Source organism: Microbacterium sp. SSM24 (assembly GCF_025989145.1).
Classification (GTDB): domain Bacteria; phylum Actinomycetota; class Actinomycetes; order Actinomycetales; family Microbacteriaceae; genus Microbacterium.
This window is the reverse complement of sequence record NZ_JAPDNQ010000001.1, coordinates 1,368,410-1,393,426: the sequence shown is the minus strand read 5'-3', so window position 1 is coordinate 1,393,426 and position 25,017 is coordinate 1,368,410. Positions and strand designations below refer to the sequence as shown.

Sequence of the window (25,017 nt, the reverse complement as noted above, 5' to 3'; positions counted from 1 at the left end):
CAGGCTATCTTCACCCCGAAGGCGGCGGACGGCAATCGAGTGAACGTTTCGTAACCAGACCGAAACCCGCACGCCATGAAGCCGGATGCCGCATCCTCGCCCCTTCAGCTGGGCGATGTGCCCCGTGAAACGGCCGGGCCGAGGCCGAAATGCGAGAGGGCCGCATCGTCGATGCATGCGTGAACGGACGATGAACCGACTACCGGTCGGCCCTTCGACGCTGAACCCGGCGCCGCGCCCGCTCGCCGGTGCGTCTGCGCAGGAGAAATCCGCTGCGCAGGACGATTCGGGGTGCCGGCGTCCTGCGTAGGCGAGAACTCCTGCGCGGCAGGCGCTCGGCAGGGCCCGGGTCTCAGCCCCGAACGGGCTCTCCGCCGGGCGGTCTCAGCCGCGGGCGGCCCACCACTCGCGCAGGCGCCGCTCCGCGTCATCCTCGCTCAGGATGCCCTCGTCGAGCCGAAGGTCGAGGAGGAACCGGTACGCCTCTCCCACCTCACGGCCGGGCGGAATCCCCAGCACCTCCTGGATGCGGTTGCCGTCGAGCGCGGGACGCATCGCGTCGAGCTGCTCCTGGTCCGCGAGCTCGCTGATGCGCCGCTCGATGTCGTCGTAGGCACGGGCGAGGCGCCCGGCCTTCTTCGCGTTGCGGGTGGTGACGTCGGCACGCGTGAGGATGTGCAGCCGCTCCAGCTCGTCGCCGGCATCGCGGACGTACCGGCGCACGGCGGAGTCCGTCCATGTCCCTTCGGAGTACCCGAAGAACCGCAGATGCAGCTCGATCAGGCGCGCCACCACCGTCATGGTGTCGACGTCGAACCGCAGCGCCTGCAGCCGCTTGCGCGCCAGCCTCGCGCCCTTGATGTCGTGGTGGTAGAACGTCACGCCGCCGTTGGGCTCCAGCCGGCGGGTCGCGGGCTTGCCGATGTCGTGCAGCAGCGCGGCCAGGCGCAGCGGCACGTCGGGGGCGGCATCCGGATTCCGCGCCTGCTCGAGATCGATCGCCTGCCGGAGCACGGTGAGCGAGTGCTCGTACACGTCCTTGTGGTGGTGGTGCTCGTCGACCTCGAGGCGCAGCGCCGGCACCTCCGGGAGGAACTCGTCGATCAGCCCGGTCTCGACGAGCAGACGGATGCCGCGCACCGGGTCGTCGGTCTGGAGCAGCCGCACCAGCTCCCCCTGGATGCGCTCGGGACTGACGATCGACAGCGTCGCGCGCAGCTCCGCCATCGCCGCCACCGTGGCCGGGTCGACGTCGAATTCGAGCTGGGACGAGAAGCGGGCGGCGCGCAGCATCCGCAGCGGGTCGTCGCCGAAGCTGATCGCAGGATCGGCCGGGGTGCGCAGGCGACGGGCGACGAGGTCCTCGACGCCGCCGGTCGGGTCGACGAGCGTGCGGCCGGGCACGCGCAGCGCCATCGCGTTGACGGTGAAGTCACGGCGCACCAGGTCGGCCTCGAGCGTGTCGCCGAACTCGACGGTGGGCTTGCGGGTGACGCCGTCGTAGCTGTCGGCCCGGTAGGTCGTGATCTCGACCTGGGCCCCCCCGCCCCGAGGCTCGCGGGATCGCGCACGCGATCCCGGGAGAGGACGTGGGGACTCGCCGGCGACCTTCGCGCCGATGGTGCCGAAGGCCCGGCCGATGTCCCACTGGGCGGTGCTGATGGGCTTCACGATCCGCAGGATGTCGTCGGGCCGCGCGTCGGTCGTGAAGTCGAGGTCGTTGGTCGCCCGGCCGAGGAGAGCGTCGCGCACGGGGCCGCCGACGATCGCCAGATCGAACCCGGCGTCGGCGAACGCGCGCGCGAGCGTGTCGACGACGGGAGACTCGGCGAGCGCGCCGAGGCGCACGATGCCCTCGGCCATGTTGAGCATGCATCGAGCCTACCGAGCGATCGTGGGGGCACGTGTTTCCAGCGGCGGCGGTGGCTATCGCGGGAGAGACGTCGCGGTCCGGGCCTGGTGGGAGCCGTGTGCCGCGGTTTCCCCCGCGCTTTTCACGCGAACCGGAGGAAGCCGGTGAACGCCAGCTCGCGCACACGCGGAAGCAGATCGGCGCGGAGGGACGCGGCATCCACCCCCATCAGCTGGGCGATCGCGTCGATGAGCACTCCCGCCGGCAGGTCGCCGTCGCAGGCGCCGACGAGCGCCGCCAGTCCGGGATCGACCCCCAGCGCGCGACCGAAGCCGCCGCCCTGCCGCAGCTCGATGACGGTCGGGTCCTCCTGTCCGGGGACGTGATGGCGCGCCTCGGTCACATCGGGGGCGACGACGAACACGGATGCCGCCACCCCGGCCTGGTCGAGCCGGACGAGCCGGTCGTGGGCGGCGAGCGCCTCGGCGAGGTGCGTGCCCAGACTGTCGCCGGACAGCGACTGATGCAGCTTCTCGAACCGCGCCAGCGTGGGCGCACCCGCGGCGGGGCGGCGCAGCAGCAGGTAGCCGAAGCCGACCTCCGTCACCTCTCGCGCCGCGAAATCGTCGAGCCAGGCGTCGACGAGGCGCGCGAAGCCGCTGGTGCCCGGCAGCGTGCCTCCGTCGCGCACCCACAGCTCGGCGTACGACAGCGGATCGAGGCTCTCGCGCTCGACGACCCATGCGTCCAGCGGCGCGGGCGACTCCGCCACCCACGCGCGCACGCGTTCGAGGCCGTCGATCCCCGCCCGGGTCTCCCAGTTGCCCAGCAGCTGCGCGACACCCCCCGGCGCGAGATGGGCACCCACGCCGCGCACGAACGCCGCGACGACGTCGTCGCCCTCCATGCCGCCGTCGCGGTACTCGTACGCAGGCACGTCCTCCACCCGCGGCGTGATGACGAAGGGAGGGTTCGACACGATGCGGTCGAACTCCTCCCCGGCGACGGGCTCGAACAGGCTGCCCCGGCGCACTTCGATGGCGTCGACCCCGTTGAGCAGCGCGTTGAGCCGGGTGAAGGCGAGCGCTCGCGCCGAGATGTCGGTCGCGACGACACGGGCGACGCTCCGCCTGGCACGCAGAGCCTGGATGCCGCATCCCGCGCCGATGTCGAGTCCCCGCTCTGCCGGCGTCGGCAGCTGCAGCGAAGCGAGGGTGAGCGAGGCCCCGCCCACGCCGAGCACGTGGTCCTCGGGGAGCGGCCCGCCCAGCGCGGCCTCGTCGAGGTCGCTGGCGATCCACCACTGACCCGTGCCGTCCGCGTCGGCGTAGGACTGCGGGCGCACGACCGCGAGCGGACGCACCTGGTCGCCGATCGAGGCGAGCCCCAGCGCCGCGAGGCCCGTCGCGCCGGCACGCGGAAGGGCGCGCGTGACGGATTCCTCGGGCTGCGGCATCCCGAGCACGAGCAGTCTGGCCAGCACGGCGAGCGCGTCGGTGCGTGCCTCCAGCGCACGATCGGCCGGTGCGCGCAGGCCGCGCGCGATCGCGTCGTCCGCGGCATCTCCGAACGCGGATCGCAGCGCCTCGGCGGTGAATCCTGCCTCGCGCAGGTCGTCGGCGAGAGCGCGGCACAGGGAGGGATCGGGTTCGGGGAGCACGCTCCCATTCAACCGTGCGTCGCCGCGCGGCGCCGGGGTGCCGGAACCTCGGAGGGTCGAACCGTAGAATCGCAGACGATCGTGCGGTCCGGACATCGCACAGGAGCGAACCACACAGTATGACCCTGATCCCCTCGGGAAAGCCCGCCCGGCGCCGCGCCTCACGCGTCGCCGCGGTCGTGCTGGCGATCCTGACGGCGCTCGCGGCCCCGGTGGTTCCGGCGTTCGCCGGCACGGCGACGCCGACCCCGACGCCCACGCCGCCGATCCCGGCGGGAACGACCGCGTTCACCCTGGCTCCGATCTCGAACGGGATCGTGACCCCGGGTGAGGCGCTCGCGGTCTCGCTGATCCTGCAGAACGAGACGGATGCCGCGACCGTCCCCGCGGTCGCGACGGTGTCCCTCGGTCGCACCGCGCTGGCGAATCGGGCCGCGCTCACCGCGTGGCTCGAGGGCACGACGAGCGGCGCGCGCACCGAGGAGGTCGCGACCGTAACCCTGGAGTCCGTCCCGGCACGATCGCAGGCCGTGACCGCCGCGCGCGTCGAGGCGGACGATCCGACGCTGGCGGGGCTCGGCCCCGGGGTCTACCCGCTGCTGGCGACGTACGAGTCGCCGGCGGGAGCAGTCTCGTCGACGAGCGCGGTCATCGTCCCCGAGCCCGACCCCGGCGAGATCGGACTCGGGGTGATCGTGCCCATCACCGCGGGGCCGCTGTCCGAGGGCCTTCTCACCGCGGACGAACTCACGGCGCTCACCGCCCCGGACGGCGCGTTGACGGCGCAGCTCGACGGCGTCGAAGGAACCCCGGCGATCCTCGCGGTGGATCCCGCACTGCCCGCGGCCATCCGCGTGCTCGGCTCGTCGGCTCCGGCCACCGCGACGGCGTGGCTCACGCGCCTGGAGACCCTGGTGAACTCGCGCTTCGCGCTGCAGTTCGGGGATGCCGACATCGCCGCGCAGCTCGAGACGGGCCTCGCGGCACCGCTGCGGCCGACCTCGCTCACGGCGTACATGGACCCGGCGAACTTCATTCCCGAGCCCGAGACCGAACCCGGCACCGGGCCGACGCCCACACCGGGAGCGGACCCGGACGTCCCCGTGATGCCGACCCTGCCGGAGCTGCTGGCGATCGGACCGAACACCCGGGAGGGCGTGTTCTGGCCGACCGCGGGCAGCGCGGGACCCGCCGTCGTGGAGCAGTTGGGTGGCCTTGCGGTCGACGACCAGACCGCTCAGACCATCGTCCCGTCCGCCACGACGTCGCAAGGGGCGGGCGGGGAGACGGTCCGCGCGCACGGCCTCGCGGGCGAAGCATCCGCCCTGGTGTACGACTCGGCGATCTCCTCCGCGCTCGAGAAGGCCTCGGCCCTCGACGACAACTCGCTGCGCGGTGCGGCGCTCACGCAGGCGACCGCGTATCTCGCCTTCGCCACGGCGCAGACCGACGGGGCTCCGCTGCTCGTCTCGCTCGGACGAAACCCCGACCGTTCGCGCGTCGGACTCGCCGCCACCATCGGCGCCGCGCTCGACGCCCCCGGGGTCACCCCGTTCACGATCGGCGGGCTCGCCAACTCCGCAACCGTCGAGATCGAGATCGAGGACGTACCGGAGCAGCCCGCGCGGGCGGCCGCGGCATCCGCTCTGCTCACCGCCGAGGGGGAGCTCGCGCGGTTCTCGACGATCCTCGATGACACGAGCCTGCTCACCGGCCCCGAACGTGCCGAGGTCCTGCAGCTGCTCGGCAACGGCTGGCTGCCGGAGGACCTCGCATGGGCGGAGGCGGTGGCCACGCATCGGGAAGCGACCGCGACGACGCTCGACTCCGTCGGGCTCGTTCCCACCGCTCCGATCAACCTCTTCGGCTCGAACGTCGGCCTGCGGTTCTGGGTGCGCAACGACCTGCCCTACCCGGCCAATCTCGTGCTCTACGTCACCCCCGACGACCTGCGACTCGATGTGCAGCGCGCCAACCCCGTGATCGCGCAGCCGAGCAGCAATACGCGCGTCGAGGTCCCCGTCCAGGCGCGTGTCGGAAACGGCGACGTGACCCTCGACCTCCAGCTGCGCAGTCGCGCGAGCGTCGCGATCGGCGAACCCGAGTCCGTCGAGGTGAGCGTGCGCGCCGAATGGGAGACGTTCGGCATCGCCGCGCTCGGCGTCGTGGTGGGCGGGTTGCTGCTGTTCGGCGTCGTGCGCACCGTGCGGCGGTTCCGTGCGCGCAGACGGGGGAAGGATGCCGCCCCCGGCGGCGGCCCGGATGACGGGGCGCCCGCGGACGAGGCCACCGGCACCGAGTCCGAGGGCGACGCATGAGCCTCGGGCGCGCGAGCGTCCTGATCGGCGCGGGGACGATCGTCTCGCGCCTGACCGGGTTCGTCCGCACCGTCGTGCTGGTCACCGCGATCGGCTCGGTGAACAGCCGTGCCGCCGACGCGTTCACCGTCGCCAACCAGCTGCCGAACAACATCTACGCGATCATCTCGACCGGCATCCTCACCGCCGTGATCGTCCCGCAGATCGTCAAGGCGAGCACCGATCCCGACGGCGGCCGGCGCTTCATCTCGAAGCTGTTCACCCTGGGCACCGTGGTCATGGTCGTCACCACCGCGATCGCGGTGGTCGCCGCGCCCTGGCTGGTGCAGCTCTACGCGAAGAACTTCACGGCCGATCAGCTCGCTCTGGCAACCGCCTTCGCGTACTGGTGCCTTCCGCAGCTCTTCTTCTACGGCCTGTACGCACTGGTCGGCGAGACGCAGAACGCCCGTCGCATCTTCGGGCCGTACACGTGGGCTCCGATCGTGAACAACGTGATCTCGATCGCCGGGTTCCTGATCTTCATCGCGCTGTTCGGCGGAGACATCACGGGCGTCGAGGAGTGGACGCCGCAGATGATCGCCGTGCTCGGCGGCACCGCCACGCTGGGCATCATCGTGCAGTCGGGCGTGCTCCTCGCGTTCTGGCGGCGCACCGGCATCCGGCTCCGCCCCGACTTCCACTGGCGAGGCATCGGCCTGCGACACATCGGCCGCCTGGCGGGGTGGACGTTCCTGATGGTGCTCGCCGGCCAGCTCGCGGGCCTCGTGCAGACGCAGATCGTCTCGGCCGCCTCGGGCGACGGTGCCTCGATCGCGGTGATCGCCAACGCGTGGCTGATCTTCATGCTTCCGTATTCGATCATCGTGCTCTCGATAGGCACCCCCTATTACACCGAGCTCAGCGCCCACGCCCACGCGGGCCGCGACGACGACGTCCGGGCGGACATCGGGCGCAGCATCCGCACCCTCGGCCTGTTCATCATCGTGGCGGCGGCCGCACTGGCTGTGGCAGCAGTGCCCGCATCGCGCATCTTCACCAACTCGGCCGAGGACGCCATCGCCGCGGCAGGCGTGCTGCTGTGCTTCCTGGTCGGGTTGATCCCCCTCGCCCTGCTCTTCGTCATCCAGCGAACCTTCTACGCGTACAACGACGTCGTGCGCCCGTTCGCGTTCACCCTGGTGCAGTGCGTGCTCGTCGTCATCACCGCACTCGTCGCATCCTGGGCCGTGGCCGCGGATCTGCTGCCGCTCTCGCAGCTCGCCGCCGCCACGGCGCTCGGCCAGTCCCTCGCCGGCATCATCCAGCTGATCGTGGCGGCCTGGCTGCTGCAGCGACGCCTCGGTGGACTGGCATACGGGTCGTGGATGCTGTCGCTCGGGCGGTTCGCACTCGCCGCGATCCCCGCGGCGGGTGTCGGCTGGCTCACGTTCCAGCTCCTCGGCGGGGTCGACGGCTGGACCGTCTCCGACAAGTTCCTCGGCGCTCTCGGGGCCGCGGTCATCGGCGTCGTCGTGCTGGTCGTCTACGCGGGTTTCCTCGCGCTGCTGCGGGCACCGGAGCTCGATACCGCGATGCGGCTCGTGCGACGATTCCTCCCCGGACGCGGCTGAGCGGCGAAGACCTCGCGGCAGGCCGACACCGACCCGCCCGACGGAATGCGGCGCGGCTACCATGTGTTGAGATATCCGGGGTCTTCCGACCCCGAAACAGAAGGGGGCGCAGGTGCGTCACGTCATCATCATCGGTTCGGGCCCGGCGGGGTACACGGCGGCGATCTACGCCGCACGTGCCAATCTGGAGCCCCTCGTGGTCGCGAGTTCGGTCGAGGCCGGCGGCGACCTGATGACCACCACCGACGTCGAGAACTTCCCCGGCTTCCCCGAGGGCATCCAGGGTCCTGACCTGATGACGAAGATGCAGGAGCAGGCGGAGCGCTTCGGCACCGAGGTGCTCTATGACGACGTCGTCTCCCTCGAGCTCGAGGGCGACGTCAAGAAGCTCACCCTCGGCAGCGGCAAGGAGTACGAGGCCCGCTCGATCGTCTACGCGACGGGCTCCGCACACCGCAAGATCGGCATCGAGGGCGAGGAGCGGCTGTCGGGTCGCGGCGTCTCGTACTGCGCCACGTGCGACGGGTTCTTCTTCCGCGAGCGCGTGATCGCGGTCGTCGGCGGCGGCGACTCCGCGATGGAGGAGGCCACCTTTCTCACCAAGTTCGCGTCGAAGGTGTACGTCATCCACCGCCGCGACGAGCTGCGCGCGTCGAAGATCATGCAGGAGCGGGCGTTCGCGAACGAGAAGATCGAGTTCGTGTGGAACAGCGAGGTCGTCGACGTGCTCGGCGACGACGCCGTGACCGGACTCGTGCTCGAGAACACGGTCGACGGCACCCGCAGCGATCTCGCGATCGACGGCCTGTTCGTCGCGATCGGCAACGACCCCCGCACGCACCTCGTGCACGGCAAGCTCGACCTCACCCCCGAAGGCACCATCTGGGTCGACGGCCGCTCGTCGCGCACCTCCATCCCGGGTGTCTTCGCCGCCGGCGACGTCATCGACCCCACCTACCGTCAGGCCGTGACGGCCGCGGGCAGTGGCACAGTCGCCGCACTCGACGTCGAGCACTACCTCGCCGCACTCGGCGAGGCCGGAGCGCCCGACGCCGCAGGCGATCAGATCGAGGGCCTCCCCGAGGCCGACGCCGCCTGAGCATGGGCTGTGCGGCGGAATGATTCCGCCGCGGTCCGCGTTCGATACGACGACAGCATCCAGCTAAGGAGAAATGATGACCGCCAAGGCGACGACGTCCGCCACGTGGGAGCAGGACGTGCTCCAGGCCGAGGGCCCCGTTCTCGTGGACTTCTGGGCAGCATGGTGCGGACCGTGCCGCATGGTCGCCCCCGTGCTCGACGAGATCCAGTCCGAGCACCCCGGGAAGATCACGATCCTCAAGCTCAACGTCGACGAGAACCCCGATCTCGCCATGAAGTACCAGATCACGTCGATCCCGGCGATGAAGGTCTTCAACAAGGGCGAGGTCGAGACGACCATCATCGGCGCGAAGCCGAAGTTCGCTCTCGAGAAGGACCTCGCGGCGTACATCGGCTGAGTACACTTTCACAACCCCCTGACCCGGTTTCCACCAGGTCAGGGGGTTTTTCTATTGCATGCCCCCGGAGACATGCGATCGACGAGCCGAAGAATTTCGGGGAGGATGTCGATCTCGGGCGTTCTCGTTCGACGCACGAAGTGAAGGCGGCCGATCGGCCCCACGGGCCACCGGCTCGGAACGAGAGGAGAACGACATGCGTTACATGCTCATCATGCAGGTGGAGCCCGAGGCTGCGGCACGCGCGGCGGAGGAGCTCGACATGATGGCCGTCATCGCGGCCATGGGCGCTTACAACGAAGAGCTCCAGAAGGCGGGCGTGTTCCTCTCGGCGGAAGGACTGTCGGATGCGAGCGAGGGCTTCCGCGTCGACTTCGCGTCGGTGCCCCCCGTCGTCACCGACGGCCCCTACGCCGAGGCGCGCGAGGTGTTCACCGGATTCTGGATCCTCGAGGTCGCGAGCCGTGAAGAGGCCGAGCACTGGGCCCGCAAGTGCCCGCTCGGACCGGGAACCGCCCTCGAGGTGCGCCGCGTCAACGAGCTGTCCGACTTCGACATGCCCGACAACGAGTGGATCTCGAAGGAGCAGGAGTGGCGCGCGACCAGTTCATAGGTCGCGCATGACCTCACGAAGCGTCTGCACGCACCGTCGCATCCCAGCGGCGGTGCGTGTTCGCGTCTCCGAGCAGGCGCCACACCGCGCGCGTGAGCTGCGGGTAGTCGAGCGCGATCTGGCGAAGGACGCGGTAGTGCCGTGCCGCATTCGGTCGCGCTCCGCCGTTCTCGGCGATGTTCTCGGCTCGGAGGGTGAACACGACCAGCTCGTCGACCGTCGGCAGGTCTTCCATGAACTCCCACGGGTCTTCGCCACCGCGCAGCCGCTCGGCGATGACCACCGCCAGCTCGTCGGAAGCCTCGGCGCGCAGAAGCTCGAGACTGGCCCGGCGTCGCGGGGTCTGGTCGTCGTGCGGCACTCATCCAGGGTACGACGACCCGCCGACCTCCGGCCCCGACTCGGCCGTGTTCCGGCGCCTACGCTGGCCTCATGAACGACGTCGACGTCCACGCCCGCCGCGCGGTGGAAGCCGTGTGGCGCGAGGAGTCCGCGCGGATCGTCGCGGCACTCACGCGGCACACGGGCGACTTCGGGTGGGCGGAGGATCTCGCCCAGGACGCCCTGCTCGAGGCACTGGCGAAGTGGCCGGGGAGCGGCATCCCGGACAATCCGGGTGCCTGGCTGCTCACCGTCGCCAAGCGACGCGCGATCGACGGGTGGCGGCGACGCGAACGCCTCGCCGCGCGGGAGCCGCTGCTTGGAACGGACGTGCTCGAGGCGGAACGCAGCGATGACGTTCCGGAGCTCGGTGATCCTGACCGCATCGACGACGACGTGCTGCGCCTCGTCTTCGTCGCGTGCCATCCGGTCCTCACGCCGCAGGCGCGGCTCGCCCTGACCCTGCGGACCGTAGCGGGCCTCACGACGGAGCAGATCGGCCGGGCGCTGCTCATGTCCGTGCCGACCGTCCAGCAGCGGATCGTGCGCGCGAAGAAGCTGCTCGCCGAGGCATCCGTGCCTTTCGAAGTCCCGGGCCGCGCAGAGCGCCCCACACGGCTCGCCAGCGTGCTGCAGGTGATCTACCTGCTGTTCACGGAGGGCTACGCCGCGGCGGCGGGGGAGCAGCAGATTCGACCTGATGTCGCACGCGAAGCGGTGCGTCTCGCGCGTCAGCTGCGGGCCCTGATGCCCCGTGAGACCGAGATCGACGCGCTCATCGCGCTCATGGAGTTCCAGTCCTCCCGCTTTGCGACCCGCGCCGACGCCGACGGGTTGCCGCGGACCCTCGCGGAGCAGGATCGTCGTCGCTGGGACCGCTCCGCCATCGCTCGCGGTCGGGAGCACATGGAGCGGGTGGATGCCGCGCCCCGCGGCCTCGGGTACTACGGTCTGCAGGCGGCGATCGCCGAGTGCCATGCGGTCGCTCCCGCTTTCGACGAGACCGACTGGAATCGCATCGTGCGTCTCTACGACGCGCTCGACGAGCTCGCGCCGTCGTCCGTGGTGCGACTCAATCGTGCGGTTGCCGTGTCGATGGCGGACGGTCCCGCGACGGCTCTCGCCGACGTGGACGCGCTGCGGCCCGAGCTGGCCGACTTCCGGCCGTTCCACGCGGTGCGTGCGGAGCTGCTCGAACGGCTGGGAGACAGGGATGCCGCCGCGGCGGCCTTCATCGCCGCTGCGGAACTCCCGGGGAACGATCCGGAAGGCGCGCTTCTCCGGCGGAGGGCCGCTGCTCTCGGGTCAGGCTGAGCCGTAGCCGCTCTCGCCGATCTCCTCGAGGATGCGGTTCAAATCCTGAATGCTCGCGAAATCAATGCTGACCTGGCCTTTTCTCGCGGTGAGAGAGATGCGCACCCGCGTGTTGAGGCGATCGCCGAGGCGCTCGGCGACCTCGTCGAGGTGAGCGCGTCGTGCGCCCGCCTGGGGTTTCGGGGATCGGGCGGATGCCGCATCCGGCCCCTTCGCGGCGGCTTCGGCCGCGCGGACGGAGAGATCCTCGTTGACGATCTTGTCGGCGAGACGCTGCATCGCCTCGGGGGTGTCGAGCGACAGGATCGCGCGCGCGTGGCCGGCCGTGAGGACCCCGGCGGCGACGCGCTGCTGCACGGGAAGGGGCAGCTTGAGCAGGCGGATGGTGTTGCTGATCTGCGGGCGTGACCGTCCGATGCGACTCGCGAGTTCCTCCTGCGTGATGCCGAAGTCTTCGAGCAGCTGCTGGTACGCGGATGCCTCTTCGAGCGGGTTGAGCTCGGAACGGTGAAGGTTCTCGAGAAGAGCGTCGCGCAGGAGGTGCTCGTCGGCGGTCTCGCGGATGACGGCGGGGATCGAGGTGAGACCGGCTTCGCGCGCGGCGCGCGTGCGTCGCTCCCCCATGATGAGCTCGTACTGCCCGTCCTCGTTGGCGCGCACGACGACGGGCTGCAGCACGCCGAACTCACGGACGCTGTGAACCAGCTCGGCGAGATCCTCGGGATTGAAGTGCGTTCGCGGCTGCCGGGGGTTCGGGACGATCGAGTGGGGGTCGACGTGCGCGAGGCGCGCGCCGGGAACCTGCACCAGCGCCTCGACCGCCTGCGCAGCGCTGTCGTCGGCCGCCGCATCGGCGGTCGCGACGGACCGGGGGAAGAAGACATCGGACGGGCGGTCCTCCGCAGCTTCCGTCGTGGGGATCAGCGCCCCGATTCCGCGGCCGAGGCCTGTGCGCTTGGCCATCAGGCGCTCCCTTCGATGTTCGAGTCGACGTGTGCGGCGACGGAGGTTTCGCGACGGATGAGTTCTACCGCGGCTTCGCGGTACGCGACGGCGCCGGCGGAGTGCCCGTCATAGGCGATCACGGTCTGACCGAAGCTCGGTGCCTCGGACACGCGCACCGAACGCGGGATGACCGTGTCGAGGACCTCGCGGGGGAAGTGCTCGCGGACCTCGTCGGCGACCTGCTGCGCCAGTCGGGTGCGCCCGTCGTACATGGTGAGCAGGATCGTCGAGAGTGTGAGATTCGGGTTGAGGTGCTTCTGGATCATGCGCACGGTGCCGAGGAGCTGGCTCAGCCCCTCGAGCGCGTAGTACTCGCACTGGATGGGGATGAGCAGCTCGCTCGCCGCAGTGAACGCGTTGATCGTGAGCAGGCCCAGCGACGGCGGGCAGTCGATCAGGACGAAGTCCAGCTTGTGCTCGGCGCTCGCAAGGTACTCATCGAGCGCCGTGCGCAGGCGATGTTCGCGAGCCACCTGTGAAACCAGCTCGATCTCGGCGCCGGCGAGATGGATGGTGCTCGGCGCGCAGAAGAGGTTGGGGGACTCTGGGCTGGTCTGGACGATGTCGGCGATGGGAAACTCGTCGATCAGCACGTCGTAGATGCTGGGAATGTCGGCGGTGTGGGGCACGCCGAGCGCCGTCGAGGCGTTGCCCTGGGGGTCGAGGTCGATGACCAGAACACGGGCGCCGACCGCAGCGAGCGCGGCGGCGACGTTCACCGTGGTGGTGGTCTTGCCAACGCCGCCCTTCTGGTTCGACACCGTCAGGACCCGCGTACGCCCGGAAAGCTGGACATCCGCGCTCTCGAGGGCGCGGCGGCGAGCGGAAAGGTCGGCCAGTTCACGCGCGAGTGGGGTGTCGTCGAACGAGAAGGACGCCGCGGCTCCGCTCTCGTCGGGCTGTTTCACGTGAAACACTCTCCCTTTCGCGAGCCGATCAACAACGTCCCCTACTCTATCCCGCCCCGCCCCCACGCCCTTCCGCATCCGACGATGAGGTGACCCCCGGATCTTGATAACCCGCTGCGCGGGCACTCGATCTGCGCCCTCCCGCCGGCCGCGGAGGCCGCGGAGGCCGCGGAGGCCGCGAAGGCCGCGAAGGCCGCGAAGCAGCCGTATCGAGACCCCAACGCCGCCGAACCCGCTCCACCCGCTACGCAGGCACGCGATCTGCGCCCTCCCGCCGGTCGGGGAGGCCGCGAAGCGGCCGTATCGAGACCCCAACCCCGCCGAACCCGCTCCACCCGCGCTGCATCCGCCACCATCCGCCGGTCGGGGACGCCGCGAAGCGGCCGTATCGAGACCCCAACGCGCCTGCTCCACCGCCACTGCGTCCGCGGCACGTTTCACGTGAAACATCCCGCCCCGAACCGCAGCACCCGTGCGGCATCCCGCCGGTCGGGGACGCCGCGAAGCGGCCTTATCAAGACTCTTCGCCCACCAACGCGTCGGCTACTAGCCCACGGAGGGCGTCTCGCTCCTGGCCTCGGTCCTCGCGGACTCCACGTCGCGCCGGAACTTCTTCCGGCTCAACGCAGGGAGCTTCTCAAGCTGGCCCTTCACCAACGCCAATCGTTTCGCACGACTCCAGCCTTGTACCTGCTTCTCTCTGCGGTATGCGTCATCCACGGGGTCGAAGGTCTCGAAGTACAACAGCCGCACGGGCAGCCGGGTGCGGATGTACGCGGATCCTTCACCGTCACCGTGCTGGGCGAGTCGATGTTCCAGGCTTCGGGTGCTTCCGACGTAGAGGGACCGATCCGAGCACTCGAGGATGTACATGTACGGCATCCGGCAAGAGTGACGCATCGACGCAGCGCGTACTGCCAAACGCGGACGCTCTGGGGATGAGACGGCGCTTGCGCGCGCGGTGGAGGATCCGAGGACATCACCAAGGGATCTCGATACGCCCTCCGGGCTACTCGATCGGCGGAAGCGGCCGGGTTCGTCGATCGGCGGAACCAGGCGGGGGCGCGAAGTTGGCGATGTGTTTCACGTGAAACATCCGCACTCAACCAACCCGGGGGATCTCGATACGCCCTCCGGGCTACTCGATCGGCGGAAGCGGGCGTGCACCTCGATCGGCGGAAGCGGCCGGGTTCGTCGATCGGCGGAACCAGGCGGGGGCGCGAAGTTGGCGATGTGTTTCACGTGAAACATCCGCACGGAACCACCCCCGGGGGATCTCGATACGCCCTCCGGGCTCCTCGATCGGCGGAAGCGGCCGTGCTCGTCGATCGGTGGAACCGGGCGGGCGGGGGATCCTCGATCGGTGGGCATGAACTGGGCCACTCGATCGGGAGGGACGCCGCCGGGCACACGGGTCGGCGAGAAGCGCGGTAAAAACCCCGGGCTAGCGGACGGTCGCGCGAATCACACGGGAAGGTTCGGCGAGAACTCCCTCGCCGACGACCTCGACCCGAGCATTCGTCACACGGAACTTGCGGAGCTGCTTGTCTGCCGCGTCGATCTCGTTGGCGGCACTCGCGCCCTTCAGCAGGATCAGCTCACCGCCGTTACGCACGAGGGGAGCGGTCAACGGCACCAGTGTGCGCAAGGCGCTCACCGCTCGGGCGGTCACGGCATCGAGAGTCGGCCCGCCCTTCCATTCCTCGGCGCGAGCGCGAACGACCTCCACATTGTCCAGCGCGAGTGCTTCGACCTGCTCATTGAGCCACACAACGCGGCGCTCCATCGGTTCGATGAGCACCCACTGCACATCGGGCCGAGCGATCGCGAGCACCAGACCGGGCAGGCCGGCACCCGACCCGACGTCACCGACGCGACCGGGGGAGAACAGGGGAGCGATGATCGCACTGTTCAGAATGTGGCGCGACCACAGACGCGGCGGCTCCAGCGGCCCGATGAGCCCGCGCTCTTCGCCGTGCTCGCCCAGCGCGGCCGCGAACTGGCGGGCGCCCTCGATACGGTCACCGAACACGTCGGCTGCGACAGCCGGTTCAGACTCGATCTCGATCATCGATGTTTCACGTGAAACGTCACGTCACGCGCGACGGATCACCGTGTGCCGATCGGCACCCTCGCCGTACGACTCCGACACGAAGCCACGGTCCGACACGATGTCGTGCACGAGCTTGCGCTCATAGCTCGACATCGCGGGCAGCGAAGCCTGCGATGCACCGCCCTCGAGCCGGTCGATCGCACGATCCACGAGCGTTGCGAGCTGCTGCTGGCGGGTGTCGCGCGATCCGCCGACATCGAGGATGAGTCGAGAGAACCGTCCCGTGCCGTTCTGCACCGCGATGCGCGTCAGCTCCTGAAGGGCCTGCACCGTGTCGGGATCCGCGATCAGCGACACGGAACCACCCTCGGGTGCCTCGACGGAGACATAGGCGCGCCCGCCCTTCACGTCGAGGTCGAGATCACCGTCGATATCGGCGATGTCGAGCAGACCCTCGAGGAAGTCGGCGGCGATGTCGCCTTCCTGCTCGAGCTGCTCGACGGTCGCCGGCTCGCGCTCGGTTCGCACGTCGGTAGGGGCGTACTCAGGGGTGCTGGTCATGGTGTCCTCGGGTCGATCGACGCTGCGTGAAGGGATCAGGATGCCGTGCCGCCACCGGCACCGGACTGATCGGCACCGCCCGGCTTGGGGTTGGGCTTCTGACCCTGCTTCTTGGCGCGCTGCTTACTCACCGGCTGCTGGCGCTTCGGCGCGGCCGCCCGGGCCTGCTCAGCCTCTTCGTACAGGCGCTGCTGCTCGGCGACGTACTTCTCCATCGGAACGACCTTGCCGTTCGCGTCGATCGCCTTGCCCTTGCGAGCGAGGCGCTCCTCGCGCTCCTTTGCCGCCTCCGAGCCCGGTGTGGGCATCTCTCGGATGACGAGGAACTGCTGACCCATCGTCCACAGGTTCGAGACGAACCAGTAGATAACGACGCCGAGCGGGAAGAAGACGCCCGAGAAGACGAAGGCGAAGGGGAGCACCCAGAGCATGATCTTCTGCATCTGGTACGCCTGACCGGTCTTGGCCTCGGGAGAGAGGTTCTTCGAGATGATCTGCAGCTGGGTGAAGAACTGCGACGCGATCATCAGCACGACCAGGGTCGCCAGGATCGCGATGGCCGCGGTGTTGCCCGTGTTGACGGCGTCGATCAGCGTCTCGTGAAGCGATGCCACTCCGAAGAGCTTCGCGTTGTAGAACTCCGCGGTGAGCTCCGCGTTCAGCAGACCGACACCGCCGATGCCGGCGTTGTAGTGCTTGGTGACGTCGTTCAGCACGCTGAAGAGCGCGAAGAAGATCGGCATCTGCACCAGGAGCGGAAGACAGCTCGACACCGGCGTGGTGCCGTGCTTCTTGTACAGCGCCATGGTCTCGCGGCTCATCGCCTCACGAGAGAGCTGATCGCGCTTGCCCTTGTACTTCTCCTGAACTTTTCGCAGTTCAGGGGCAATTTCCATCATCTTGCGCTGGCTCTTGATCTGCCGCACGAAGAGCGGAATCAGAGCCGATCGCACAACGACGACGAGGCCGACGATCGAGAGCACCCACGTGATGCCGTCTGCGGGCGGAAGGCCGATCGCGGTGAACAGCCAGTGCCACGCGACGAGCACGGCCTCGACGGCCCACTTGAGCGGCCACAGGATGATCCCGATGAGATCGAAGCCACCGCCCGTGGTTGGCGCGGGGGTGGGGGTGGAGGCCAGCAGAAGATCCATGCGGAGGATCAGTCCTTTCCAGTGGGGGCGGGCACGACGAACCCGTGAGGGGTCAGTGCGTGCCGGAAGTGCGAGTGCGGCGGAACGTCGTCGACGCCGCCGACGGCCCAGGGGTGGCAGCGGGCCAGGCGGGCTGCGGTGAGTGCCGCGCCCTTGACGGCGCCGTGCTGCTGAACCGCGCCGACGGCGTAGGCCGAGCACGACGGGTAGTACTTGCAGACGTCGCCGTACGTGTGGGAGATCGTCGCGCGGTATCCGTGCAGAAGAGCGAGCACCGCGTTGCGGGGAACCAGCGGAACGGTGCGCAGGAGATCGGATGCCGCGAGCCCCGCGTCTCCGATGGCGTAGGCGGGCAGGACGCTCATGTGGCTCTCCGGGCCAGGCACCGCACGACTTCGTCGCGCAGTTCCCCGAACGGCACGGATGCTGCGCTCGGCAGGGCGCGGATCACGATGTCATTGCCCTCGGCGACGGTCGGCAGAGCCTCGGCGCACAGCGCCTTGAGCCGACGACGGACGGTGTTGCGAACGACAGCGCCGCCGACCTGGCGGCTGACGATGAAACCGAAACGCGCCGGGCCTTCGGCCACGGCGGGTTTCACATAGGTCACGGTGTGCGTCCCGGCACAACGACGACCCCGGCGGACGACGGCCTTGTACTCCGCGCCGCGGGTGAGTCGGTTCGGCCTCGCCAGCACCGCTCGGGGTCAGGCCGAGAGCTCGGTGCGGCCCTTGCCGCGACGAGCCGAGAGGATGGCGCGGCCGGCGCGGGTGCGCATGCGGGCACGGAAGCCGTGCTTCTTCGCGCGACGGCGGTTGTTGGGCTGGAAGGTGCGCTTGGTCATGGGATCACTTCCGGATCAGGTGTCACCGGGACTCTGATACCGGGGACGCTACGTACAAAGGGACTGCCGAATGGGCAGAAGTCAACCGATTTAGGGTACGCCGAGCCGCCTGAGAACTCAAACCGAGAACACTGTGACCGGCATTATGCCGGGGACGCGGCATCCGCCCTGGCAACGACACACCCGCTCGATCTACAGTGGAGTTTGCTCATGAGGCGCCCGCTGACCTAGCGTGTCTCCGGCACTTATCCACAGGCTCCGCGTGATCTTTCCGCGGATTCTGGCGGAATGATCAACAACCCGGGGGACCGATGTCACCGCACGAAATTCCAGATGTCCCGGTCTGGACGAGCGTGCTCGGCGAGCTCACGCGCGACGACCGCATCACGCCTCAGCTGCAGGGATTCCTGAACCTGGCTGTGCCGCAGGGCGTCATGGGCGGCACGCTCTACCTCGATGTGCCCAACGACCTCACCGCCGCGCAGTTCACCAAGCGCATGCGCACTCCGATCATGGAGGCGCTCGGTCGCGTCGAGCAGGAATCTCCTCAGCCGACGAGCACCTTCCGGGTCGTCGTCAACCCCGAACTCGCCGACGCCCACTTGACGGCACCCGCCTCGCTGCAGCCCGGTGCCCCCACGGCCCCGGCGCCGGCGCCGATCGCACGCTCTCCGCTGGACGACGCACCGGATGCCGCACCCTCCGTCTCGCGCAGCGACACCCGCCTGAACCCGAAGTACACCTTCGACAACTTCGTCATCGGCCAGTCGAACCGTTTCGCCCACGCGGCGGCGGTCGCTGTCGCTGAGGCACCGGCCAAGGCCTACAACCCGCTGTTCATCTACGGCGACTCGGGTCTCGGGAAGACGCACCTCCTCCACGCCATCGGCGACTACGCGATGAGCCTGTACTCCGGCATCCGCGTCCGCTACGTGTCGAGCGAGGAGTTCACCAACGACTTCATCAACTCGATCGCCAACAACCGCGGTTCGGCGTTCCAGGCGCGCTACCGCGATGTCGACATCCTTCTGATCGACGACATCCAGTTCCTCCAGGGACGTGCCGAGACGCAGGAGGCGTTCTTCCACACCTTCAACACGCTGCACGATCACGACAAGCAGGTCGTGATCACGAGCGATGTTCCGCCGAAGCATCTGACCGGCTTCGAGGACCGGATGCGCAGCCGGTTCGAGTGGGGCCTCATCACCGATGTGCAGGCGCCCGACCTCGAGACCCGCATCGCGATCCTCCGCAAGAAGGCGCAGTCCGAGCGCCTCCACATCCCCGACGAGGTGCTGGAGTACATCGCGACCGTCGTCTCGAGCAACATCCGCGAACTCGAAGGCGCGCTCATCCGAGTGTCGGCGTTCGCGAGCCTGAACCGCTCGACCCTCGACATCTCGCTCGCCCAGACGGTGCTGCGGGACATCATCGATCAGGACGACGCCAACGTCATCTCGCCGACCGACATCATCACGGCGACCGCTGCCTACTTCAAGCTGACGGTCGACGACCTCTACGGCTCGAGCCGGTCGCAGTCCGTCGCCACCGCCCGACAGATCGCGATGTATCTCTGTCGCGAGCGCACCAGCCTGTCCCTGCCCAAGATCGGCCAGCTCTTCGGAAATCGCGATCACACGACCGTGATGTACGCGTACAAGAAGATCAGCGACCTCATGAAAGAGCGCCGTTCGATCTACAACCAGGTGACCGAGATCACCACGCAGCTCGGCCGAAACGGGCGTTGAAACTCGTCGCGGTGATATACCGCGAAAAGTTCTTGACAGCCGAAGATGAGAACGCCATCATTTACGTTCTTCACAGTGTGGAAAACCTGTGGATAACTCGCCGGCACTGCGGACAGCCTGTGGGTGCCGCGTCACAGCCTGTGGATGAGTGGGGAAGATTCGCGAGGCGCGGAATCTCCCTCCGCACGACGTTCCGCAGCCGCTCCACATCTCACACGCGTGTAGTTCCCATGTCTTGATTGGGATCGGCTGAGTTGTCCACAGTTTCCACAGCGGTTAACACCATGACAAGAAGTATTTGATGAAGAAGGATCCGATCACCTCGAAGGTGGAGAGAACGGTGGACGGATGCTGCGGGCCCCGGGCACTAGCATCGGTACGGCCTGGCACTAGCATGAGAACCCCCAGCCAGCACTCGAGGGAGCATTCGTGAAGTTCCACGTCAATCGCGATGTGTTCAGCGAAGCAGTGTCGTTCGTCGTCAAGCTCCTGCCGCAGCGCAACCCGCAGCCGATCCTCGCGGGCGTGCTGATCGAGGCATCCGATGCCGGTCTCTCGCTCGCCGCCTTCGACTACGAGGCATCCGCTCGTACGACGATCGAGGCGACGGTCGACGACCCGGGCACGATCCTCGTGCACGGCCGACTGCTGTCCGAGATCGCGAGCCGTCTGCCGAACGCCCCGATCGAGGTCGAGGTCGACGAGGACGGCGGCATCCTTCTCACGTGCGGCTCCGCACGGTTCACCCTCGCGTCGATGCCGGTGCAGGAGTACCCGGCCATTCCCGAGGTCACGGGCGACTCCGGTCTCGTCCCGTCCGAGGAATTCGCCACCGCCATCGCGCAGGTCGCGTTCGCCGCATCCCGTGACGACGTCACCCCCGTGCTCACCGGCGTGCAGCTGGAGGTCACCGGGAACGCGCTCAGCCTCGTCGCCACCGACCGCTATCGCGTCGCACTCCGCGAGATCCCGTGGGACGGCGGCGGCGTCGCATCCGACGAGTCGACGACCGCGCTCGTGCCGGCTCGCACGCTCACCGAGGTCGGCAAAACGTTCGCCCACGGCGGCGACATCTCGATCGCCTTCTCCGGGTCGGGCGACCGCGAGATCATCGCCTTCACCGCCGGCAACAAGACCGTCACCTCGCTGCTCATCAAGGGCAACTTCCCGCCGGTGCGTCGCCTGTTCCCCGAGGCCACCGAGCATCACGCCGTCGTCAACACCGCCGATCTCGTCGAAGCGGTTCGCCGGGTGTCGCTCGTGCTCGACCGCTCCGCCCCGCTGCGGTTCACGTTCACGACCGACAGCGTGTCGATGGACGCCTCCGGCACCGAGCAGGCGCGTGCGACCGAGTCGGTCGACGCGAACCTCGTCGGTGAGGATGTCACGCTCGGCCTCAACCCGCAGTACCTGCTGGAGTCGCTCAGCGCGGTCAAGAGCGAGTTCGTGCGCATCACGTTCACCTCGAGCGAGAACGCGAACAAGCTGAGCCCCGTGCTCGTCACCCCGCAGACCTCGGTGGACAAGGCGGGCGCTGACTCGTTCCGCTACCTGCTGCAGCCGAACCTCCTGCTCCGCTGACGTCGTCGCCGATCATTAGGCTTGTCCGGTGATCGTGGAGCAGCTGAGTCTCGTCGACTTCCGCAACTACGCGGTCGCCGATGTCACGCTCGGTCCCGGTCCGAACGTCTTCGTCGGCCGCAACGGTCAGGGCAAGACGAATCTCGCCGAAGCGATCGGCTTCTTCGCGACCCTCGGGTCTCATCGCGTGTCGAACGACGCGCCGATGGTCCGTGACGGAGCGGATGCCGCGATCATCCGCGCACGTCTCGCCCACGGTGAGCGGCACGTCCTGCTCGAGGCGCAGCTGAATCGCCAGGGTTCCAACAAGGCGCGGGTGAACGGTGCGCCGGTCAAGCCGGCGGAGCTGCCGCGCTACGCCCAGGTCGTGCTCTTCGCTCCCGAGGACCTCCAGATCGTCCGTGGCGATCCGTCGTCGCGCCGCCGGTTCGCCGACCAGCTGCTCGTGCAGCGCGCGCCGCGCATGGCCGGTGTGCTCGCCGACTACGACCGCGTGCTCAAGCAGCGCACGGCGCTCCTCAAGTCCGCGAAGGCGCGCGGCATCCGAGGCGACGCCCTCACCACGCTGGATGTGTGGGACGACAAGCTCGTCGCGCTCGGCACGGAGGTCATCGAGGCACGTCTCCAACTAGCGACCGACCTCGCAGCTCCTCTCGCGGCTGCCTACTCCGCCATCGCCGGGGCCGATCACCGTCCGGAGGCGGAGTGGATGCTGTCCGTCGCAGGAGCCGACCCCGATCTCGACGCATCCTCTGGACGGGATTCCGCCTCGGCCCGCGCGGCTGACGGGGCGGGTTCGGCCGGGGCATCCGGCCTCCCCATCGCGGATCTCTTCCGTCAGGCGCTCGCCGAGCGCAGGAACGCCGAGCTGGATCGTGGTCTCACCCTGGTCGGCCCGCACCGCGACGACCTCGTGCTCCGGGTGCGCGGACTCCCGGTCAAGGGATACGCGTCCCACGGTGAATCGTGGTCGGTCGCGCTTGCGCTGCGACTCGCGTCGGCCGAACTCCTGCGGGCGGAATCTCGGCTGGGCGACCCCGTGCTGATCCTCGACGACGTCTTCGCCGAGCTCGACACCGATCGTCGCGCACGGCTGGCGCTTCTCGCCGGCGACTACGAGCAGGTGGTGGTGACCGCGGCTGTGGAGGAGGATGTCCCCGCCGCGCTGCGCGCACGCGTCGTGCGTGTCGAGGCCGGCACGATCCTGGAGGCGACGGATGCCTGATCCCGGCACGTCGGCAGAGGGCGCGGCATCCGATTCCGGCGTCGCCCGCGCGGCCATACCCGAGACCGTCGCGACGTACCTGCGGCTGCGCGGGCTGGAGCCGCCCGCGCGAGCGTTCCGCAAGCGACGCAAGCGCACCGCGGACGACGAGAACCTGCCTTTCACCGCCGGCCGCGATCCCCGGGGCATGGGCGACGTCCTGGCCCAGCTCACGCGGGAAGCCGGGTGGGACAAGGATCTCGCCCGCGAAGACGTGGTCCGTGCGTGGTCGGATGTCGCCGGCGAAGACACTGCGGGGCACACCCGGCCGGTGGCTTTCTCGCAGGGCACGCTCACCGTGCAGGCCGACTCGACGGCCTGGGCGAAGCAGCTCCAGCTCATGCGCGCGCACATCCTCTCGGAGATCGTCCGGCGGTTCCCCGACGCGGGTGTCGACGCGATCCGTTTCATCGGGCCGGACGTCCCCTCCTGGAAATGGGGTCCCAGAACGATTCCAGGGCGTGGTCCGCGCGATACCTACGGCTGAGCCACGTCAGATATCGTCCGGAACGATTTCCGTCCTCCACAGAGGCGTATAAGCCCGCTAAGCAAGGGCAGACTTGGTAGACTGTCAGGGCACCCGCCGAACGATCTGGAGCGCCCTGACTTATGACGTCCGTGAACCCCGACAACGTTCCCGAGGAACCCGAAGCCCGATCCGCTGAGACGGTTCCGAACGAGTACGGGGCCGACGAAATCCAGGTGCTCGAAGGCCTCGAGGCGGTGCGCAAGCGCCCCGGCATGTACATCGGCTCCACCGGCGCCCGTGGACTCCACCACCTGGTGCAGGAGATCGTCGACAACTCCGTCGACGAGGCGCTCGCCGGCTACTGCGACACCATCGATGTGACGATCCTCGCGGACGGTGCGGTGCGCGTGATCGACAACGGCCGCGGCATCCCGGTCGACATGCACAAGACCGAGGGCAAGTCGACGGTCGAGGTCGTGCTCACGGTGCTGCACGCCGGAGGAAAGTTCGGCGGCGGCGGCTACGCGGTGTCGGGCGGACTGCACGGCGTCGGCTCGTCGGTGGTCAACGCCCTCTCGACGCGCCTCGAGGTCGAAGTCCGGCGTCAGGGCCACGTGTGGCGGCAGTCGTACCGCGACGGCGGTCAGCCGGTCGCACCCCTCGCCCAGGGCGAGGAGAGTAGCGAGACGGGCACGATCATCACGTTCTGGCCCGACGACTCGATCTTCGACACCGTCGACTTCGACTACGACACCCTCCGGACGCGCTTCCAGCAGATGGCGTTCCTCAACAAGGGCCTGCGGATCAGCCTCCGCGACGAGCGACCCGAAGGTCTTGTCGAGCCCGGTGAGCCGGGCGAGGACGACCTGATGCCCCGGCACGACAGCTTCCTCTACGAGCGTGGACTCGTCGACTACGTCGAGCACCTCAACAAGGTGCGCCACGCGGATGTCGTCAACGACGAGATCATCGACTTCGAGTCCGAGGACACCGAGCGCAAGATCGCTCTCGAACTCGCGATGCAGTGGACGACGAGCTACACCGAGAACGTCTTCACGTATGCGAACACGATCAACACCCACGAGGGCGGAACGCACGAAGAGGGGTTCCGCGCGGCGCTGACGACGCTCGTCAACCGATACGCCCGCGCGAACAACCTCCTCAAGGAGAAGGACGACAACCTCACCGGCGAAGACATCCGTGAAGGGCTCACCGCCGTCATCTCGGTGAAGCTCTCCGAACCGCAGTTCGAGGGACAGACCAAGACCAAGCTCGGCAACACCGAGGCGAAGGCGTTCGTGCAGAAGGTCGTCGGCGATCAGCTCGGCGACTGGTTCGACCGCAACCCGGTGCAGGCGAAGAACGTGATCCGCAAGGCGATCGATGCCGCGACCGCGCGCCTCGCCGCACGCAAGGCGCGCGAGACCGCACGGCGCAAGAGCGTGTTCGAGTCCGCGGCGATGCCCGACAAGCTCAAGGACTGCACCAGCAAGGATCCGTCGATCAGCGAGATCTTCCTCGTCGAGGGCGACTCGGCCGGCGGCTCGGCGGTGCAGGGTCGCGACCCCCACACCCAGGCGATCCTGGCGCTGCGCGGCAAGATCCTCAACGTCGAGCGCGCGCGCCTCGACCGTGCCCTGGGCAACAAAGAGGTCCAGGCGATGATCCAGGCCTTCGGCACGGGCATCGGCGAGGACTTCGACATCGAGAAGGCGCGGTACCACAAGATCGTCCTGATGGCCGATGCCGACGTCGATGGTCAGCACATCACGACCCTGCTGCTCACGCTGCTCTTCCGCTACATGCGCGGACTCATCGAGGCAGGGTTCGTGTACCTCGCCCAGCCGCCGCTGTACCGGCTGAAGTGGTCGAACTCCCCCCACGAATACGTCTACAGCGATCGCGAGCGCGACGCGCTGCTCACCGATGGCGTCGCCGGGGGCAAGCGCATCCCGAAGGACAACGGCATCCAGCGCTACAAGGGTCTGGGCGAGATGAACGACAAGGAGCTCTGGGAGACCACCATGGACCCGGAGACCCGCACGCTCAGGCAGGTGACGATCGACGACGCGGCCTCGGCCGACGAGATCTTCACGATCCTCATGGGCGAAGACGTCGAGTCCCGCCGCGGATTCATCCAGCGCAACGCCAAGGACGTCCGCTTCCTCGACATCTGATCG

Annotated in this window: 23 protein-coding genes; 11 read left to right on the top strand and 12 right to left on the bottom strand. The window is 68.7% G+C overall.

Annotated features, from left to right (window positions below; genetic code table 11):
• Positions 1-384: 384 nt before the first annotated feature.
• Positions 385-1,872, bottom strand: coding sequence for a CCA tRNA nucleotidyltransferase (locus tag OL358_RS06395; RefSeq protein ID WP_264709116.1), 1,488 nt, complete (start codon positions 1,870-1,872; stop codon positions 385-387).
• 122 nt (positions 1,873-1,994) lie between these two features.
• Complete coding sequence (locus tag OL358_RS06390) at positions 1,995-3,512, bottom strand: methyltransferase (protein WP_264709115.1); 1,518 nt, start codon at positions 3,510-3,512, stop codon at positions 1,995-1,997.
• A gap of 119 nt (positions 3,513-3,631) precedes the next feature.
• Between OL358_RS06390 and OL358_RS06385 the strand changes: the two genes are divergently transcribed.
• The 5 genes from OL358_RS06385 (at position 3,632) to OL358_RS06365 (ending at position 9,555) form a co-directional block, all read left to right on the top strand.
• A complete protein-coding gene (locus tag OL358_RS06385) occupies positions 3,632-5,830 on the top strand; it encodes a DUF6049 family protein (RefSeq protein ID WP_264709114.1) in 2,199 nt (732 codons plus the stop codon).
• Positions 5,827-7,443: a murein biosynthesis integral membrane protein MurJ gene (gene murJ / locus OL358_RS06380; RefSeq protein WP_264709113.1), complete on the top strand. Its 1,617-nt coding sequence runs from the start codon at positions 5,827-5,829 to the stop codon at positions 7,441-7,443. The genes OL358_RS06385 and murJ overlap by 4 nt, the downstream gene beginning before the upstream one ends.
• A gap of 112 nt (positions 7,444-7,555) precedes the next feature.
• Entirely contained in the window at positions 7,556-8,542 is a 987-nt protein-coding gene (gene trxB, locus OL358_RS06375; RefSeq protein WP_264709112.1) for a thioredoxin-disulfide reductase, read from the top strand.
• Positions 8,543-8,618: 76 nt separating this feature from the next.
• A complete protein-coding gene (gene trxA, locus OL358_RS06370; RefSeq protein WP_264709111.1) occupies positions 8,619-8,942 on the top strand; it encodes a thioredoxin in 324 nt (107 codons plus the stop codon).
• Between the two features lie 196 nt (positions 8,943-9,138).
• Positions 9,139-9,555 (top strand): YciI family protein, encoded by a 417-nt coding sequence (locus OL358_RS06365; protein ID WP_264709110.1) that lies wholly within the window; start codon positions 9,139-9,141, stop codon positions 9,553-9,555.
• A gap of 13 nt (positions 9,556-9,568) precedes the next feature.
• Here OL358_RS06365 and OL358_RS06360 read toward each other — a convergent pair whose 3' ends face one another.
• The gene (locus OL358_RS06360) at positions 9,569-9,916 is read right to left on the bottom strand and encodes a tryptophan synthase subunit alpha (RefSeq protein ID WP_264709109.1); all 348 of its coding nucleotides are present in this window, start codon (positions 9,914-9,916) and stop codon (positions 9,569-9,571) included.
• Positions 9,917-9,987: 71 nt separating this feature from the next.
• Here OL358_RS06360 and OL358_RS06355 point away from each other — a divergent pair, with 71 nt between their 5' ends.
• Positions 9,988-11,250, top strand: coding sequence for an RNA polymerase sigma factor (locus OL358_RS06355; RefSeq protein WP_264709108.1), 1,263 nt, complete (start codon positions 9,988-9,990; stop codon positions 11,248-11,250).
• On the opposite strand, the gene OL358_RS06350 is transcribed toward OL358_RS06355, so the two are convergent.
• From OL358_RS06350 to rpmH, 9 genes are all read right to left on the bottom strand, one after another.
• On the bottom strand, positions 11,242-12,213 hold the full coding sequence (locus OL358_RS06350; RefSeq protein WP_264709107.1) for a ParB/RepB/Spo0J family partition protein: 972 nt from the start codon (positions 12,211-12,213) through the stop codon (positions 11,242-11,244). The genes OL358_RS06355 and OL358_RS06350 overlap by 9 nt on opposite strands.
• Positions 12,213-13,163: a ParA family protein gene (locus OL358_RS06345; RefSeq protein ID WP_319805435.1), complete on the bottom strand. Its 951-nt coding sequence runs from the start codon at positions 13,161-13,163 to the stop codon at positions 12,213-12,215. Before OL358_RS06345 ends, OL358_RS06350 begins: the two co-directional genes overlap by 1 nt.
• A gap of 546 nt (positions 13,164-13,709) precedes the next feature.
• Positions 13,710-14,045, bottom strand: coding sequence for a GIY-YIG nuclease family protein (locus OL358_RS06340; protein WP_264709106.1), 336 nt, complete (start codon positions 14,043-14,045; stop codon positions 13,710-13,712).
• A gap of 562 nt (positions 14,046-14,607) precedes the next feature.
• Positions 14,608-15,234: a 16S rRNA (guanine(527)-N(7))-methyltransferase RsmG gene (gene rsmG / locus OL358_RS06335; protein ID WP_264709105.1), complete on the bottom strand. Its 627-nt coding sequence runs from the start codon at positions 15,232-15,234 to the stop codon at positions 14,608-14,610.
• Between the two features lie 24 nt (positions 15,235-15,258).
• Positions 15,259-15,777 (bottom strand): protein jag, encoded by a 519-nt coding sequence (locus OL358_RS06330; protein ID WP_264709104.1) that lies wholly within the window; start codon positions 15,775-15,777, stop codon positions 15,259-15,261.
• Positions 15,778-15,812: 35 nt separating this feature from the next.
• Positions 15,813-16,931 (bottom strand): membrane protein insertase YidC, encoded by a 1,119-nt coding sequence (yidC, locus tag OL358_RS06325; RefSeq protein ID WP_264709103.1) that lies wholly within the window; start codon positions 16,929-16,931, stop codon positions 15,813-15,815.
• A gap of 8 nt (positions 16,932-16,939) precedes the next feature.
• Positions 16,940-17,296: a membrane protein insertion efficiency factor YidD gene (gene yidD, locus OL358_RS06320; protein ID WP_264709101.1), complete on the bottom strand. Its 357-nt coding sequence runs from the start codon at positions 17,294-17,296 to the stop codon at positions 16,940-16,942.
• Complete coding sequence (rnpA, locus tag OL358_RS06315) at positions 17,293-17,628, bottom strand: ribonuclease P protein component (RefSeq protein ID WP_264709100.1); 336 nt, start codon at positions 17,626-17,628, stop codon at positions 17,293-17,295. The genes yidD and rnpA overlap by 4 nt, the downstream gene beginning before the upstream one ends.
• 9 nt (positions 17,629-17,637) lie before the next feature.
• Positions 17,638-17,775 (bottom strand): 50S ribosomal protein L34, encoded by a 138-nt coding sequence (rpmH, locus tag OL358_RS06310; protein WP_056123502.1) that lies wholly within the window; start codon positions 17,773-17,775, stop codon positions 17,638-17,640.
• 311 nt (positions 17,776-18,086) lie between these two features.
• Here rpmH and dnaA point away from each other — a divergent pair, with 311 nt between their 5' ends.
• The 5 genes from dnaA (at position 18,087) to gyrB (ending at position 25,014) form a co-directional block, all read left to right on the top strand.
• Entirely contained in the window at positions 18,087-19,523 is a 1,437-nt protein-coding gene (dnaA, locus tag OL358_RS06305; RefSeq protein ID WP_264709099.1) for a chromosomal replication initiator protein DnaA, read from the top strand.
• Positions 19,524-19,952: 429 nt separating this feature from the next.
• Positions 19,953-21,104 carry a DNA polymerase III subunit beta gene (gene dnaN, locus OL358_RS06300; protein WP_264709097.1) on the top strand — a complete coding sequence of 384 codons (1,152 nt, stop codon included), beginning with the start codon at positions 19,953-19,955 and terminating at the stop codon, positions 21,102-21,104.
• Between the two features lie 28 nt (positions 21,105-21,132).
• Positions 21,133-22,329, top strand: a complete 1,197-nt coding sequence (gene recF, locus OL358_RS06295) for a DNA replication/repair protein RecF (RefSeq protein WP_264709096.1) — start codon at positions 21,133-21,135, stop codon at positions 22,327-22,329.
• Complete coding sequence (locus OL358_RS06290) at positions 22,322-22,855, top strand: DUF721 domain-containing protein (protein ID WP_264709095.1); 534 nt, start codon at positions 22,322-22,324, stop codon at positions 22,853-22,855. Before recF ends, OL358_RS06290 begins: the two co-directional genes overlap by 8 nt.
• A gap of 122 nt (positions 22,856-22,977) precedes the next feature.
• Positions 22,978-25,014 (top strand): DNA topoisomerase (ATP-hydrolyzing) subunit B, encoded by a 2,037-nt coding sequence (gene gyrB, locus OL358_RS06285; RefSeq protein WP_264709093.1) that lies wholly within the window; start codon positions 22,978-22,980, stop codon positions 25,012-25,014.
• Positions 25,015-25,017 lie beyond the last annotated feature (3 nt).